This is a genomic window from Chryseobacterium pennae (assembly GCF_003385515.1).
GTDB lineage: Bacteria > Bacteroidota > Bacteroidia > Flavobacteriales > Weeksellaceae > Chryseobacterium > Chryseobacterium pennae.
Map to the genome: position 1 here is coordinate 46671 of NZ_QNVT01000025.1, position 15760 is coordinate 62430.

Sequence of the window (15760 nt, forward strand, 5' to 3'; positions counted from 1 at the left end):
AAAATTCAATATAATGCTATTTTAAATAAACAATACATAATTAAAATAACTATTAAGTGAGAATAATTTAAATAAAATGCAGAATAATTTGCATATCAATTTCAAATAATATAATTTCACATTCTCAAAATTTAAAAGCGATATGAAAAAATTATTATTTGGAGCTCTTGCTCTGGGATTAATGACTGCCTGTAATAATGACAGCGTAAACAACCAAAATGAAACACCAATGAATTCAGAAGCTTCTTCTCCTTTCAGTGCTACACAAAGAAATTGTCCTTCAGAAGAAATGAGAAATGAAGCCTTAAAAAACAATCCGGCATTAAGACAAAAAGTTGCTGATTTTGAAGCTAATGCGACAAATTTTTCCAAAAACATGGCTATGGGAAAAGTTCTAGCAGACGGAACTGTTGAGATCCCTGTAGTGGTGAATATATTATACAGCACAACTGCTGAGAACGTATCAGATACAAGAATTGCAGAGCAGATTGCCGTATTAAATGCTGATTATGGTGGAACAAACACTGATGTTTCAAAAATACCTACAGAGTTTCAAGGAGTAAAAGCAGGTGATGTAAAGGTAAGATTCAAACTAGTGAATACAGTTAGAAAATCGACTACAAAATCATCATGGGGCACAACAGATGTTAACAACAATACAATGAAGAAAGCATCTACAGGAGGAATTGATGCTACAAATACCACAAACAACTTCAATATTTGGGTAGTGGGACGTATGCCTAATACTAGAGGAGATATCCTTGGTTACTCATCATGGCCTGAAGATTCTGGTACATGGAAAGATGGTATCGTAATAGCAGCTCCATTTTTTGGTAAAACCGGAACATCTGCTAATTTTAACTTAGGAAGAACAGCTACTCACGAAGTTGGTCACTATATGGGACTTAGACATATCTGGGGAGATACAACATGTGGAGATGACCTTATTGCAGATACTCCTACCCAAACAACTTCTAATACTGGCAACCCAACTTATCCGCTTTACAATACATGCTATGGCGTGAAGAGATCTGTAATGTTTATGAATTATATGGATTACTCTAATGACAAATCATTATATATGTTTACTGCAGGGCAAAAAACAAAAATGCAATCTGTAGTAGCAGCTAATGGATTAAGAGCTGGATTAAGAGTTAATTAAAAATCCATTTTTTAAAAATTTTTAAAAACTATCTCAAATTGAGATAGTTTTTTTTATTTCCCCCACATCAAAACCATACACTAAGAAGAATAAGATAAATCAATAATTACAACTCTCATTTAAAGCTATTTTATTGATTAATTCATTGCGAAAAATATTCTATAAATAACCAAAAAATATAATTTATTTTCATTTAAAAATACACTTAAAAGTGAAATATAAAACAATAATCAATAATTGATTAAAATACAAAACAAACGTAATTATATTGAAATATATTCAATTAAAACATGAATAAAATAAACATTTATTAAGAATTTAGACAAAAAACTTGCATATTAATTTTAAATAATATAATTTCATACTCTCAACCACATTATATTATAACGATATGAAAAAACTCTTTTTAGGAGCTCTAATTCTGAGCTTTATGTCAGCCTGTAATAATGACAGCATTACCAATCAAAATGAATCCTCAATGAATTCAGAAGCTTCTCCTACTGCATCAACTGCTACCCAGAGAAAATGTCCGTCTGAAGAAATAAGACAAGCAATGCTTCTGAAAAATCCGGCACTCCAACAAAAAATGGCCGAGATTGAGTTCAGTACTGAAAAATTTGCAGAAAAACTTAAATTAGGAAAAGTACTTGCAGACGGAACTGTTGAGATCCCAGTTGTTTTTAATGTTATCTACAATACTTCTACTCAAAACGTTTCTGATGCAAGAATTGCAGAACAAATTGCTGTACTCAATGCTGATTATGGTGCCACCAATTCCGACATTAATAAAATTCCTTCTGCATTTCAACCTTCAGCAGCAGGAGATGTAAAAATCCGTTTCAAACTAGTAGCAACCAACCGCAAGCAAAGCTCAAAAACTGGCTGGAGATCTGATCTAGAAGAGATGAAAAAAGCGACTACTGGAGGTATTAATGCTACTGATGTGAATAAAAATATGAATATCTGGGTTGTCAATTCAATTCTTGATGAAAACAGCCAGCCCGGAACTCTAGGCTATGCTTATTATCCGGAACATGCAGGACAATGGTATGATGGTCTTGTAATAGGATATCAGTATATAGGAAAAACCGGAGCCTCTGCACCATTCAACTTAGGAAGAACAGTAACGCATGAGGTAGGACATTATCTAAACCTTCCACATCTTTGGGGATCATCTAATGCAGGATGCCAGACAGATTATTCTAATGACACACCAACCTCTCCTGGTCCTAACTACGGAAATCCAACATATCCTTTAAATAGAGTTTGTGGAGGAGTAAGCCGTTCTCAAATGTTCATGAACTATATGGATTATGTAGATGACAAATCTATGGTTATGTTCTCTGCGAATCAAAAAACAAGAATGCAGGCTGTAGTATCAGCATCCGGACCAAGATCTGGGTTAAGATAGTCAACAACACCACTTACTATATTATAAAATTATTAAAATAGTCTATCTCAATTTTTGGGATAGACTTTTTTTTTTATTTTTACCCGATTTAAAATTTCACAGTCACAAGGATGAAAAAAATAGCCCTAGCATCAGGGATTCTACTGCATTTATATAGTTATAAAGCACAGGATACTGTTCAATCTCGAAATCTTCAGCAAGATATTGCTTTAATCAACACCAATTCACCTCTAAAAGAATCTACTCCATTTTTTAAAAAGGATTGGGTAAAAAAATCTGTGGCTCCAGCTATCCTTTTTACTGCAGCAGCAGCTACATGGGGGGAAAAAGAAAATATCCGTGAGGTAAGAAACCGGTATCTGCCCAACTTTAAAGTCAAATATGATGATTACCTTCAGTATGCTCCAGCTGTAGCCGTTTATGGTCTTAAACTGGGAGGAGTAAAAGGGCGAAACAATGTTGGAAGAGCTACTTTATCTTATGGTGCCAGTTTGCTGATTATGGGAATTTTAGTCAATTCTATCAAATATACTGCAAAAGTTGAACGTCCGGACGGGTCCAAAAACAACGCTTTTCCGTCAGGGCATGCAGCAATGGCCTTTACCAATGCCAGTTTTCTACACAAGGAATACGGGATGGTAAACCCTGCCTACAGTATTGCAGGGTACGGTTCTGCCGCCATTACTGGATTGGGACGAAACTTAAATAACAGACACTGGGTTCCTGATATCCTTGCCGGTGCAGGAATCGGGATTATATCCACAGAACTCGGGTATTTTTTTATTGATAAAATTTATAAAAATAAAGGAGATAATTTAAGTGTTTTATCCAGAATACAGGGAAATGACTATCCATCCTTTCTTGCTCTAAAAATGGGAACCGCATTGGGTACGACCAACTTCCTGAAAGAATCTGAACTGGATGACAAAAAACAAACCGGTTTTGAAGGCGGATTGGAAGGAGCTTACTTTTTTTCAAAAAAATGGGGCGTGGGGGCAGATATTACTTTCAGCAGCTTTCCGATCAAGTCCCAGCGAATAACTTTTGATGACGGACAGGATTTTGGTGAGCATGAAATTAAAACCCAATCTATGGGTTTCTTAGCTGCAGGTATTGGACCCTATTTCTCTCATGAGTTCTCTGATAAATGGCAGCTTATGCTAAAGGTAACCGGTGGATATTCTGCCACCGCCAGTGGAAAAGTATTTGTAAAAGGAGATAATATAGATGCCCCTAATCATGAGCTACAGATAGCCCGATACAAACCTAAACCCGCTTTCCGTTGGAACACAGGAGCTTCTATGACCTATAAGTTTAATCCTGGATTAGGCCTTACTTTTTATACAGATTACAATCTGATCAATTCTACCATCCGTTATCATTTCAGCGATGATATCAAAGAAAGTGCAGAACTGGATCAGGAACTGAATAATCTTATTGCTAAAGAAAAAATAAGTTATATTACACTGGGTTTGAGATTAACCGCATTTTTCTAAAATAAAAAAGCCTTCGGATCTGAAGGCTTTTACTTTTATAATGTTTTAGTATTATCTGCTGGCGTATAATCCATAAAAATATCTCCGTCCAGTTGTACAGATTTCACTTTTTTCTTAATAGGAATTACCAGATCAGTAAGTTTCTGGTCTTTTTCCCAGACAGAAGGTGAAAAATGCAATTTCTCAGTACTTCCGTCTTCATAAGATAATATGGCATCAAAAGGGATAGCAAAACCACCTGTATTAACTACATTCACTGTAAGTAAATCGTTCATTTGATTGACTCCTGCAACTTTTAAATCAATATAATTATTGGTATAGAACCAATTCTGGAAAAACCAGCTAAGATTTTTACCGGAACCTGTACTCATAGAATTAAAATAATCCCAAGGAACTGGGTGTTTTCCATTCCAGTTGTCCATATAATGATGTAATGCTTTTTTAAACAGCTCATCTCCCAGATAATCCTTTAATGCAAGATAAGACAGGGATGATTTCACATATGAATTGTTCCCGTATCCAGAGCCACTTACCTGAGTACTCATTGTAATGATCGGCTGATCCTGCTCTGCTGAAGGATCATTGATCCATCTTTTCACACGGAAATTTTTATAAAACTCTTTTGCTGCAGCTTCACCATTCTCATCAATTCCGATCAGATACTCTAAAGTAGTTGCCCAGCCTTCATCCATAAAAGCATATCTCGTTTCGTTAATTCCCATGTAGAAAGGGAAATAAGTATGGGCAATCTCATGATCCGCGGTAAGCCTGGCATCATTAAGATCATCCGGAATACTTGTATCGTTAATCATCATCGGATATTCCATATCGGCATACCCTTGAATAGCTGTCATTACATTATAAGGATATTCTACTCCAGGCCAGTTTTTGGAAAACCAGTCCAGATTGTAACGCATCCAGTCTACATAGTGTTCAAAATCTTTTGCTCCGGCTTTATATCCTGCCTGAACACTAGCTCTTTTGGTTTTCAACTGAACGCTGGCAGCGTCCCATACATAATGATTACTCAATGCAAAGCAGAAATCTGTAATATGGCTGGCTTTAAATTTCCAGACATTCCATTTATTCTGCTGGGTTACTTTTCCGGATTTCATTTCCTGTTCTGTAGCGATATGCATTAATTTATCGCTTTTCAAAGAAGCTTTATATCTTTTCAAATATTCTGGCTGAAGAACGGCCTCAGGATTCAGGAAATCTCCTGTTGCCCAAACGACATAATTTTTGGGTGCAGTAATAGCAAAGCTATAATCATTAAAGTCATTATAAAACTCCTGTCTGTCAGAATGCGGAAGCATATCCCATCCGTTATAATCATCATACACAGAAATTCTTGGGAAAGAATATGCAACATAGAATGTTTCCGGATCAATCTGACCTTCTCTTCCACTTTGTACAGACAATGGATATTCCCATTCAATCTTTACTTCTGATTTTGATTTTGATTTTAAAGCTGATTTTAATTTTACTTTTTCAACAGTTCCCCAATCATCACTGTTGATGTCATATTTTTCTCCATTTACGATGAATGATTTAATCTTAAGCCCTGTGGACAAAAAGTCTTTGGAAACAGTTCCTGACCTTGGAGACTGCGGTTTGTGCAGGTTATTCACAAATCTTATTGCCAGCTCATTGAGATTATCCGGGCTGTTATTGGTATACATAATGGTTTCTTTTCCGGAAACAATCTTTGTATTGGCATCTACTTTTACTTCAACATTGTAAATTCCTTTATTCTGCCAGTAGTTTTTACCCGGTGCTCCGGAAATATCACGGGTCCCTTTTTCATAAGCTTTTTTAATATTTCTCGGCATATACAATTCCTGGGCAGACAATTGTAGCAATGAAACAATCACCAACATTCCGGAAAAAATTCTCTTCATAATGATCTCTTTTTAAGATTGGTATCAAAAATAACGAAAATGTAACACCAAGTAAGAATTTCTTTTATAATAATGTTTTATGGTAATCAATTTTTTGTTTAAAATATTCTAAAGCCTATCCTGCTCGGATGTTTTTCTGATTGTTTTGGCATTTTTTACAGACTGATTTCCAAAATTGTATTTTAATGACAAAGTAAAGCCTCTGGCATCTGTATAATCCAGGAAATAATTATCCTGATTGGCATATCTGGTAACCACCTTCTGCCCTGTTGTTCTGAAAATATCACTGAAAACCAATGATGCTTCCAGCTTTTTATTAAAAAACTTTCTGTTCATCACAAAATACGCAGACCAGGTGCTGGAGATTCTGAAAGGCCCCTGAACTCCCGGAGAATAATAGCGGTGTCCCATTTCCATCTTCCAGTCACTGTTTTTATCCAAAGTAAAACTCGTAGAAATATTGGACCCCAGACTCCATACTTTATTCTGGTGCAAAATACCGTCAACGCCATTGAAATAATTTTCGTTGTGCTCCAGGCTTTCAGAGACTATAATATTCCACCATGGCTTTACCTCAAAGTTTTTATATAAATCGATCCCAAATGCCTGTCCTTTTTCAATATTGGTAAAATGATAAACCACATTATTGGTTGATGGCACCTGATAAGAAATCTCCATAGATGGGTACAGTTCCTTTCTGTAATAAAGCTCCACATTCCAATTCTTCCAGGAATAGGTAAGATTAAGATTATGAATAATTGTCGCTTTTAGTTGTGGATCCCCCTGAAAATAAGAAAACAGATTATAATAAGACTTTGCCGGGTTCAGCCATGAATAAGAAGGCCTGTTGATTCTTTTACCATAGGAAAACCCAAACTCATGCTTATTTTCCGTTGTGTATTGCGCATAAAAAGTTGGGAAGAACTTCCAGTATTTATTTTTATTAAGATCATAAGGTTCTGAAACAATTCCTTCCAGATTGGTCATTTCTGCACGAAGTCCTCCTTTGAAATTCCATTTTCCAATATTATAAGAAAGTGAGGAATACAAAGCAAAATTATGTTCTTTATAGTCAAAGACACTACTCTTTTCAGGTCGGTACTGCAATATTCCGTTTTCATTATCTGAAAAATTCAATGTACTGTTTGTTTTTACAAAACTGTATTTTGTACCGGATTCAATTTCCCATTGATCTCCTTTCCATTGATAATCCAACTGCGTGGAATATAATTTTACATCTGCTTTATTCTGAGTAAGGAAGTTATCTTCTCTTGATGGCTGACCTGCAAAATTCAGGTGTGTAGCTACATTCTGATCTTTCCCGGAATTATTTCCCGTAAAGTAGTTGATCCATGACAGGCTGCTTTTTTTATTCAGTTTTCTGTCTGCCTGGAAGCTAACAGAACTGTTGGCAGAACGGGATTGATGATCATTAAAGGTTCTGTAATTTGACTCTAGAATATCCTGACTGTTATAGATCTGTGTCGGTACATCATAAATTCCATGAGACTTTGGAGAAAAAAACCCTGAATAGTTGAGGCTTAAGCTGGTTAAACTATCCAACTCATATTCCACATTAAAATTCAGGGTATTCTGGTTAGTGTTTTTATCCTTCCTGTTCATCGTACTTATCCATCTGGTCTGGCTTTCAGCATAATTAACATAGTCATATCCTTCACGGTAATAAGTTCCCATCCCTTTATAATAGCTCGCCATCACAGATAGCTTATCTTTTTTATAATATTGTGACAACCCGAAAACAGCCTTTGCATACTGCGTTTGAATGTATTTTGAAGACACAACTCCACGATAACCTTCAATTTTATTCTTTTTCATCACAATATTCAGTACTGCACTTCCTGCAGCTTCGTATTTTGCAGGCGGGTTGGTAATTACTTCTATAGACTTCACCTCATCGCCCTGTGTATTTTCCAGAAGGTTTTTAAGTTCATCACCTGTAAGCATTACTTTTTTATCATTAATGGCAACCAGAATTCCCGTACTTCCTTTCACCGTCAGAACATTATTATTGACCATTACATTTGGAGTATTTTTTAAAATCTCCCATGCATTGAGTGATGAAATATTACTGTTTTCTACATTAAATTCCAGGCGGTCCACTTTTCTTTTAACCAATGGCTTCCTCTTGGTCATAACAACACCTTCAATTTCCTGAGACTCCTTTTTAAGAATGATTTGTAAAGCTTCTGGTTTTTCCAGATCCAATGTTTTTTCAAATAGAGAATACCCAATCGTTTTCACTACCAATTTCACATTGTTTTCTGCAATACTTTCCAAAGTGAAACCACCGTTAGTATCAGTCTTTAGCTCTTTAATTAATTCGTTTTTTGAATTATACAGCGTTACATGCACTGCTGAGAGTTTTTCATTTTCGGTATTCATCACCGTTCCCGCTATTCTTTCCTTTTGGGCCAGTACCATCATCGGAAAACATAGAAAAAGAAGAATTTTGTTCATGATTATTTTATTAAGAATAATGTAAAGCAATACTATGTTTTGCTTTACAGGGCAAAATTCTATAATGGGCAGGAGAATTACGGTTAATGCAAAGTTAATGATGGGTTAATGCCTTTATCTTGATAAAATGAAAACCCTGAATAAGGAAATTCAGGGTTTAAATTTGAAGTAATATATATTTTAAGGATAAGGGATAGCCCTGTCCAACTCTATAGGATTATAGTACTTTTTAATACTTGCCTGGGTCTGTTTCGTTAATCCGGCAAAGTCTTCTTTACTTTTGATTTGCTTCCCCTCAATTCTTACATTCCAATCTGGCTGAAACTCTGTTCTCATTCTTGCATAAGGATCATTATAAAACTCAAGATTCAGTTTTACCCATTTTTTAAAATCAATAGTGATAGGGTCTAATGAATAATGTTTTTCAAGAAAATCTTTAGTATCATATGTTTTGGGCAGGTTAACATTTCTGGAAAAAGAATAGATAAAATCTTTCTTATCATCTTCTACATACAGCACTAATCCCGGCAGTCCTCTGAATTTATAAGGACCTTCCGGAATATTAATATCCTGTGTAAACCACGCTGTCCAGTTTCTTCCGCCAAATGTTGTAGTTGCTTTCTGTAAATTATAATTATTGATCTTTTTAGTATCAGGTTCTATTTTCCAGTGAATACTGTCTTCAGTCTCAAAAACATAATAATAAGGCATCATCCTGATCTGAAAATAGTTTTTATTTTTATTTGAATTTCTTTTACGAATGATGGTTTGTTCACACAAACTTGTATACTGGGAAGAATTATTTCCATGAAGAATATTAAGAGAATCATTTACTAAAAATTCAATTTCATAGAATTTTACTTCTTCGGGGTTAATATCCAATATCATTTCACTTTGATCATAAGCGGCGTCATTAGGATCTGGCCTGTATTGAAGTTCATAGATGAAACGATGAGTCTGGGCATTTACCATAGCTCCTATCAATAAGATAAAAAAGGCAATCTGTTTTTTCATGGAAAAGTGAATTTCAGTATTTAAAATTAAGAAAAAATACATCCTTCACAAGGTTAATGATGGGTTAATGATAAAAATAATATTCCATTAAAATGGTAAAACTTTATCTTTGTTTTAATGATATCCAAGAACAGAAACCTGATGTATCTTTTTGCTACCTTATTCCTTCTTTTGCTTGGAATACAGGTTTATTTTATGTATAAAACCTATCAGGTTAAAGAAAGGGAAATCTACAGATCGGTAGACCAGAGTATTGTTGGTTATACAGATCAGCTTGAGAATGTTCACGAAGTACAGGAAACAAAAAGTGATTCTCTCCAGAAACTTCTTATCCGTTACTACAATAAAGAAATCAACAAAAAAAAATTTCTGCAATATTTTATAGAAGGCAGAAAAGCTGCCAGTGAAAGACTGAGCCATTACCTCAACGATCGTATGAAAAAAGACGGTTATAAGATCAGTGTCCGGGTTCAGTATACTTCTATCATTCACCTTCCGGATAGTACCAAGGTTATTGACAAACCTATCATTATTTACGAAACCACAGACAGGGTCACCAATCCTAAGATCACCAGCACCGGAACCTGGAGAACCTCATCTACAAAGGAGCTCAAAGGAAAGGAGCTAGCTAATGAAAGAGATACCTTCTATGTAAACAGCCAGACTGATTTTGAAGTTAAAAATATTAAAAGTATTGTTTTTAAAGAGCTTACCCTCCTTATCATCTGTTGTATCCTCTTACTTACCAGTGTACTTCTCCTTTATGTTTTTACGATTAAGAACCTGATCAGACAGCAGGAGCAGGTAGAAATTCTCCACACAGTTGTGGATAATATTTCTCATGAGTTTAAAACACCTATTGCCACCTTAAAAATAGCTTCCAAAACGTTAAAAAAAGGATGGAATCCTGATACTCTTCCATTAATTGACAGGCAGATCACAAGACTTGAAAGCCTGATGCTTCAGCTGCATAAAGATGAAGTCCCGGAAGAAATAATTGCCATACAACCGGAAGATTGGGATTTTCTGATTCAGGATCTGGCTTTCACTTATCCCCAGACAGATTTTACATTTGAAAATAAAGTTTCAAAACCACTTCCATTTGATAAAAATCTTTTGGAAACAGTCATCAGAAATCTTTGTGAAAACAGCATAAAATATGGTGCTTCTACTGTAAAGATCAATACAAATAGTATGGCTCAAAATCTGAAAATTGAAGTTACTGATGATGGTCATGGTATGGAAAGCAAAGAGCTGAAAAATATTTTTGAAAAATTCTACAGAATACAGAATAATAATATTCACAACAACAAAGGACTTGGGCTTGGGCTCTATTTCGTCAAAAAAATAGTGACATTCTATCATGGCAAAATTAATGTCTCCAGTCAACTCCACATGGGAACTACTTTTAAAATAACCATTCCTTATGAAAACTAACATCCTACTGGCAGAAGATGATCCTGATTTCGGTATGATCCTGAAACAATATCTTGAACTGGAAGATTTTGAGGTCAGCTGGTTCCAGAATCCTGAAGATATCATACCGCTTCTTTCTACCGCTTTTCCTTTTCAGATAGCTATTCTGGATATTATGATGCCTAATATTGATGGCTTTTCTCTGGCTCAAACAATATTAAAAGAGAAAAATAACTTTCCGATTTTATTTTTAACAGCGAAGAATCAGAAAATTGACAGATTAATGGGGTTAAAAATAGGGGCTGACGACTACATTGCCAAACCATGTGATCCCGAAGAACTGGTATTAAGAATCAAAAACATCCTGAAAAGAACCTTACCACCAATAACTGAACCCCAGATAAAAATCGGGCAATATTCTTTAGATACACAAAAACTTTTACTTTCCCACCCTAACGGAAATGCCCGGATGACAGTGCGTGAACAGGAATTGCTACTTTATCTTCTGAAGCATAACCACTCCACTATCACAAGGAATGATATCCTTGATAATCTGTGGGAAACCAATGATTATTTTACAGGAAGAAGCCTTGATGTCTTTATCAGCAGACTACGGAAATATTTCAGCAATGACTCTGAAATAAAAATCCAATCCCTCAGAGGCATTGGATTTGAAATTGATTTTCCCACTCATTAATTTAAAAAGGAAAGCTTCACAATAACCGGGAAGTGATCTGACGGATAAAGGAGGTTTTCTCTTCTGTCATTGATATGTCTGTGAGATTGTATCTTAAAGTCTTTTGTAAAAATATAATCTATTCTTTCTTTGGGTATTTCATTTACATTAAAGGCGGTAAAGGTTCCTACAGGCCCATAATGCTTGGTTTCCGAATGATAAAAAGCATCTTTCATATTTTGTGAAAGTATCTTAACAGGTTCGGTATCATCTGTCAGGTTAAAATCTCCGCTTACGGTAACGGGCAGATTCCCGGGATTAAGTTCTTTGATTTTTTTCAGGATCAGTTCAGAAGATTTTACCCTGGCTACATTTCCTATATGATCAAAATGAAGATTCATGGCAAGAAATTCCTTTTTAGAGTTTTTATCTTTAAAGACAGCATAGGTACAGATTCTGTTCAAAGCTGCATCCCAGCCTTTCGAAGGTTTCTCAGGTGTTTCAGACAGCCAGAACGTTCCCGACTTCACCACTTTCAGCCTTTGGGTATCATAAAAAATAGCAGAAAATTCTCCTTTCTCTTTACCATCATCCCTTCCTACTCCTACATAATCGTAATTCTTCAATCCACTTTTAATATCCTTCATCTGCTCCGGAAGAGCTTCCTGCACTCCAAAGTAATCAGGGTGATAATAAGTTAATAGATCAGCAACATCCTGCTTTCTCTCTGGCCATGCATTTTCCTTATCTGAAGCAACATTCAGCCTGATATTAAAACTCATTACCATAAGATTCTGTGAAAACCCCAATGCAAAAAGCATCAGAAACATCATTGAAAGTCTGAAACTCATCATATATATATTATCAAATTTGAAACAAAAATAAGACTTCTTTGAGTCAGGGAAGTCTTATTTTATATCATGATAATGTTAAATTATCTCCTACAGCAGAAAAACAGGTTATTCTTTATTGAACTTATGTTCTCTTCCCCCATCTTCAAGGGTCATCGTCTTTTTGTCTTTGCTGAAAATAATAGTAACATTTGCCTGCTCAAAAATAAATTTATTATCTCCTGAGTATTCTAAAGGAAATTCAGGCTGCCCTCCTGGTTTTCCGTAAAGCTGGCCATTCTTTTCAATAAATGTAATTTTAAATTGAGATTCTTTAGTTCCGTAGATTCCGGTGAAATCCTTGGCATTGATCTTATCAATAGGTTTCGCATCTGCAAGTCCCAAAGAATTATTTTTCATGTTAACATCAGGAATCTTAGAATCCGGATCCAGTTTTACTACCTCTATTTCTTTATTAGAATCTACTTTGAATTTCCATTCTTTATTTCTCTTCCAAACTTCAACAGGTATCTTTATATTTCTGGATGTTCCATCTTTGAATTTTAGCTGAACAATCGTAGGCATTGGTAACTGTCCAAGGTTTTCAACCGTAATCTGAACTCCGTTTTTAAAATCTCCATTAATATATTTCACTTCTTTAACCGCCTGATCAATTTTCCATTTATTAAAAAACCATCCTCTCCAGAACCAATTCAGCTCTTCTCCAGAAACATTTTCCATCGTATGGAAGAAATCCCAGGGTGTAGGATGTTTGAAGGCCCAGCGATCAATATAAGTTCTGAGTGCTTTATCAAATTTTTCAGGTCCCAGAATTGTTTCTCTTAAAATAGACATCCCGACACCCGGTTTGTAATAAGCCAATGCCCCAATATTTGCTTCTTTCATATTATCAGGACCTACCATAACCGGCTCCAGATTATCACTCATCAGATAACTTCCGGCTCTCGCCATATCCTGTTTTTTATAATACTCTCCTTTGTTGAAAGCCTCTGTTGAAAGCTCATTGATAAAAGTATTAAAACCTTCATCCATCCATGCAAATAACCTTTCATTAGATCCAACTATCATCGGAAACCAGTTATGCCCGAATTCATGATCCGTCACCCCCCAAAGATCTTCTCCTTTGGAATCCATATGACAGAAAACAATTCCCGGATATTCCATCCCACCTTCATTGCCTGCAACGTTGGTAGCTGCCGGATAGGTATATCCATACCATTTATTTGAATAGTGTTCTATTGCTGCTTTGGTGTATTCTGTAGATCTCCCCCAAGCTTTGTCCCCTGCACTTTCAGCCGGATAAGCAGAGATGGCCAATGATTTTTTGCCATTGGGAAGATTTATTTTTGCTGCATCCAGAATAAATCCGGCAGATGATGCCCACGCAAAATCCCTTGCCTGATCAATTTTAAATTTCCAGGTTTTTGTTCCTGCATTCTTGTTTTTTCCAATTTCAGTTTCAGGGCGGATCATTACTGTTTTATCACTCTTTCTGGCCTGATCCCACCGGCTGATTTCGTCTTTACTGTATACTTCTTTTTCGTTCAGCAATTCTCCGGATGCAACTACATAATGATTAGCTGGCACTGTGATATTAGCAGTAATATTTCCGTACTCCAAAAAGAATTCAGAAGCTCCTACATAAGGCAACGTGTTCCATCCCATTACATCATCATAGACACACATTCTCGGATACCATTGTGCCATGGTAAATATCTTACCATTCTTTGTATTCTGTATCCCCATTCTGTCTGAACCATATTCTGGAGAAATAAAGGAATAATCGATGGTGATTTTTGCAATTCCACCTTTAGATTTTAATTCTTTAGGCAAGTCAATCTGCATTCTTGTATCTGTAATTGTGTATTTCACTTCTTTACCATCAAGCTTTACAGTTTTAATAGTATACCCTCCATCAAATGTTTCTCCATGAGCTCCATTTCTGCTTCCAGACAGGGGCACCACAGCATTGCCCCGGGAATCTTTTGCAAATAAATTCTGATCTAGCTGTAACCAAAGAAAACTTAGCTGATCAGGACTATTATTTGTATACGTGATTTCAGCAGTTCCTGCAATCTCTTTTTTATCCTCATTCAGACTTACATTTAAATGATAATCTGCTGAGTTCTGCCAATAGGCATGTCCCGGTTGCCCACTCGCAGAGCGGGTTTCCGTACCAGTCTGTGGGTAGAAGAATGGCTTAAATGCTTCTACGTAATCATATTTGGATGTCTCCTGTGCATATACAGATCCTGTAAAAAGGAAGGCAGCAACAGTAGAAATCAGTACCGGAAATTTACAATTCATTTGAAAAAGTTTATCTATAGGTAAAAAAAACTCCCGGAATTGTTACAAATCCGGGAGCTTTTTTATAAAAATTTAATTAATTAGATTTTTTTGCTTTAATCATAGCTTCCAATGCATCCCACATTTCACCCGGAATTGCCTCAAGCATATTGAACTCGCCTGCACCCTGCAGCCACTCGCCACCATCAATTGTTACCACTTCACCATTCATATATGCTGAATAATCTGAAACCAGATAAGCTGCAAGATTAGCCAACTCCTGATGTTCTCCCACTCTTCTTAACGGAACTTTTTTCTTCATATCAAATTTTTCCTGAAGATCTCCCGGAAGAAGCCTGTCCCAAGCTCCTTTGGTAGGGAAAGGTCCCGGAGCAATCGCATTGAAACGAATTCCATATTTAGCCCACTCTACAGCCAGTGATCGGGTCATAGCCAAAACACCTGCTTTTGCACAGGCAGAAGGTACCACATAAGCAGAGCCTGTCCAGGCATATGTTGTAACAATATTCAGCACAGTTCCTGGTGTTTTGGACTCTATCCAGTGCTTTCCTACAGAAAGTGTACAGTTTTTAGTTCCTTTTAAAACAATATCCAAAATAGAATCAAAAGCGGAATGAGTCAGTTTTTCTGTTGGAGAAATAAAATTTCCTGCTGCATTATTTAACAGAATATCAATCTTACCGAATTCCTTAAGCGTAGCTTCTTTCATCGCTTCCACCTCATCCCAGTTTCTCACATCACAAGATACACAAAGAACTTTACCTCCTGTTTCTTCTTCCAGTTCCTTAGCTGTAGCCTGTAGCTTTTCCAGATTTCTGGAAGTGATCACCACATGAGCTCCCAGTTCAAGAAAATATTTGGTCATTGCTTTTCCAAGCCCGCTTCCGCCTCCGGTTACAATCGCTACTTTATCTTTAAGTGCACCTTCGCGCAACATTGGTTGTGTATATAGACTCATAAAATATTTTTTCTTAAAAATAATAAATATTGACATGCAATCCCTTAAAATAGATTGATAAATGATGCTACAAATAATTATTCTTTATAT

Annotated in this window: 11 protein-coding genes; 5 read left to right on the forward strand and 6 right to left on the reverse strand. The window is 35.9% G+C overall.

Annotated elements, in window-relative coordinates; all coding sequences use genetic code 11:
- The first annotated feature begins 142 nt into the window (after nucleotides 1-142).
- The 3 genes from DRF65_RS21215 (at nucleotide 143) to DRF65_RS21225 (ending at nucleotide 4069) form a co-directional block, all read left to right on the forward strand.
- Nucleotides 143-1162, forward strand: a complete 1020-nt coding sequence (locus DRF65_RS21215; protein ID WP_115972736.1) for a zinc metalloprotease — start codon at nucleotides 143-145, stop codon at nucleotides 1160-1162.
- Between the two features lie 391 nt (nucleotides 1163-1553).
- Nucleotides 1554-2573: a zinc metalloprotease gene (locus DRF65_RS21220; RefSeq protein ID WP_115972737.1), complete on the forward strand. Its 1020-nt coding sequence runs from the start codon at nucleotides 1554-1556 to the stop codon at nucleotides 2571-2573.
- A gap of 110 nt (nucleotides 2574-2683) precedes the next feature.
- A complete protein-coding gene (locus DRF65_RS21225) occupies nucleotides 2684-4069 on the forward strand; it encodes a phosphatase PAP2 family protein (protein WP_115972738.1) in 1386 nt (461 codons plus the stop codon).
- Nucleotides 4070-4104: 35 nt separating this feature from the next.
- Here DRF65_RS21225 and DRF65_RS21230 read toward each other — a convergent pair whose 3' ends face one another.
- The 3 genes from DRF65_RS21230 to DRF65_RS21240 form a co-directional block, all read right to left on the reverse strand.
- Nucleotides 4105-5970 carry a M1 family metallopeptidase gene (locus tag DRF65_RS21230; RefSeq protein WP_115972739.1) on the reverse strand — a complete coding sequence of 622 codons (1866 nt, stop codon included), beginning with the start codon at nucleotides 5968-5970 and terminating at the stop codon, nucleotides 4105-4107.
- A gap of 108 nt (nucleotides 5971-6078) precedes the next feature.
- On the reverse strand, nucleotides 6079-8448 hold the full coding sequence (locus tag DRF65_RS21235; protein WP_115972740.1) for an outer membrane beta-barrel family protein: 2370 nt from the start codon (nucleotides 8446-8448) through the stop codon (nucleotides 6079-6081).
- Nucleotides 8449-8628: 180 nt separating this feature from the next.
- Nucleotides 8629-9462: a GLPGLI family protein gene (locus DRF65_RS21240; RefSeq protein ID WP_165852288.1), complete on the reverse strand. Its 834-nt coding sequence runs from the start codon at nucleotides 9460-9462 to the stop codon at nucleotides 8629-8631.
- Between the two features lie 117 nt (nucleotides 9463-9579).
- Here DRF65_RS21240 and DRF65_RS21245 point away from each other — a divergent pair, with 117 nt between their 5' ends.
- The gene (locus DRF65_RS21245) at nucleotides 9580-10899 is read left to right on the forward strand and encodes a sensor histidine kinase (RefSeq protein ID WP_115972742.1); all 1320 of its coding nucleotides are present in this window, start codon (nucleotides 9580-9582) and stop codon (nucleotides 10897-10899) included.
- Nucleotides 10889-11575 (forward strand): response regulator transcription factor, encoded by a 687-nt coding sequence (locus tag DRF65_RS21250; RefSeq protein ID WP_115972743.1) that lies wholly within the window; start codon nucleotides 10889-10891, stop codon nucleotides 11573-11575. Before DRF65_RS21245 ends, DRF65_RS21250 begins: the two co-directional genes overlap by 11 nt.
- On the opposite strand, the gene DRF65_RS21255 is transcribed toward DRF65_RS21250, so the two are convergent.
- The 3 genes from DRF65_RS21255 to DRF65_RS21265 form a co-directional block, all read right to left on the reverse strand.
- Nucleotides 11572-12405 (reverse strand): endonuclease/exonuclease/phosphatase family protein, encoded by an 834-nt coding sequence (locus DRF65_RS21255; RefSeq protein ID WP_185148477.1) that lies wholly within the window; start codon nucleotides 12403-12405, stop codon nucleotides 11572-11574. The genes DRF65_RS21250 and DRF65_RS21255 overlap by 4 nt on opposite strands.
- Nucleotides 12406-12513: 108 nt before the next feature.
- Complete coding sequence (locus DRF65_RS21260) at nucleotides 12514-14712, reverse strand: M1 family metallopeptidase (RefSeq protein ID WP_115972745.1); 2199 nt, start codon at nucleotides 14710-14712, stop codon at nucleotides 12514-12516.
- Between the two features lie 76 nt (nucleotides 14713-14788).
- Entirely contained in the window at nucleotides 14789-15670 is an 882-nt protein-coding gene (locus DRF65_RS21265) for an SDR family oxidoreductase (RefSeq protein WP_115972779.1), read from the reverse strand.
- Nucleotides 15671-15760 lie beyond the last annotated feature (90 nt).

What these genes read in the sequence shown, in the direction of transcription:
- DRF65_RS21215 (WP_115972736.1), top strand. Translation starts at nt 143, where the DNA reads ATGAAAAAATTATTATTTGGAGCTCTTGCTCTGGGATTAATGACTGCC.
- DRF65_RS21225 (WP_115972738.1), top strand. Translation starts at nt 2,684, where the DNA reads ATGAAAAAAATAGCCCTAGCATCAGGGATTCTACTGCATTTATATAGT.
- DRF65_RS21265 (WP_115972779.1), bottom strand. Translation starts at nt 15,670, where the DNA reads ATGAGTCTATATACACAACCAATGTTGCGCGAAGGTGCACTTAAAGAT.
- DRF65_RS21220 (WP_115972737.1), top strand. Translation starts at nt 1,554, where the DNA reads ATGAAAAAACTCTTTTTAGGAGCTCTAATTCTGAGCTTTATGTCAGCC.
- DRF65_RS21230 (WP_115972739.1), bottom strand. Translation starts at nt 5,970, where the DNA reads ATGAAGAGAATTTTTTCCGGAATGTTGGTGATTGTTTCATTGCTACAA.
- DRF65_RS21240 (WP_165852288.1), bottom strand. Translation starts at nt 9,462, where the DNA reads ATGAAAAAACAGATTGCCTTTTTTATCTTATTGATAGGAGCTATGGTA.
- DRF65_RS21250 (WP_115972743.1), top strand. Translation starts at nt 10,889, where the DNA reads ATGAAAACTAACATCCTACTGGCAGAAGATGATCCTGATTTCGGTATG.
- DRF65_RS21235 (WP_115972740.1), bottom strand. Translation starts at nt 8,448, where the DNA reads ATGAACAAAATTCTTCTTTTTCTATGTTTTCCGATGATGGTACTGGCC.
- DRF65_RS21245 (WP_115972742.1), top strand. Translation starts at nt 9,580, where the DNA reads ATGATATCCAAGAACAGAAACCTGATGTATCTTTTTGCTACCTTATTC.
- DRF65_RS21260 (WP_115972745.1), bottom strand. Translation starts at nt 14,712, where the DNA reads ATGAATTGTAAATTTCCGGTACTGATTTCTACTGTTGCTGCCTTCCTT.
- DRF65_RS21255 (WP_185148477.1), bottom strand. Translation starts at nt 12,405, where the DNA reads ATGAGTTTCAGACTTTCAATGATGTTTCTGATGCTTTTTGCATTGGGG.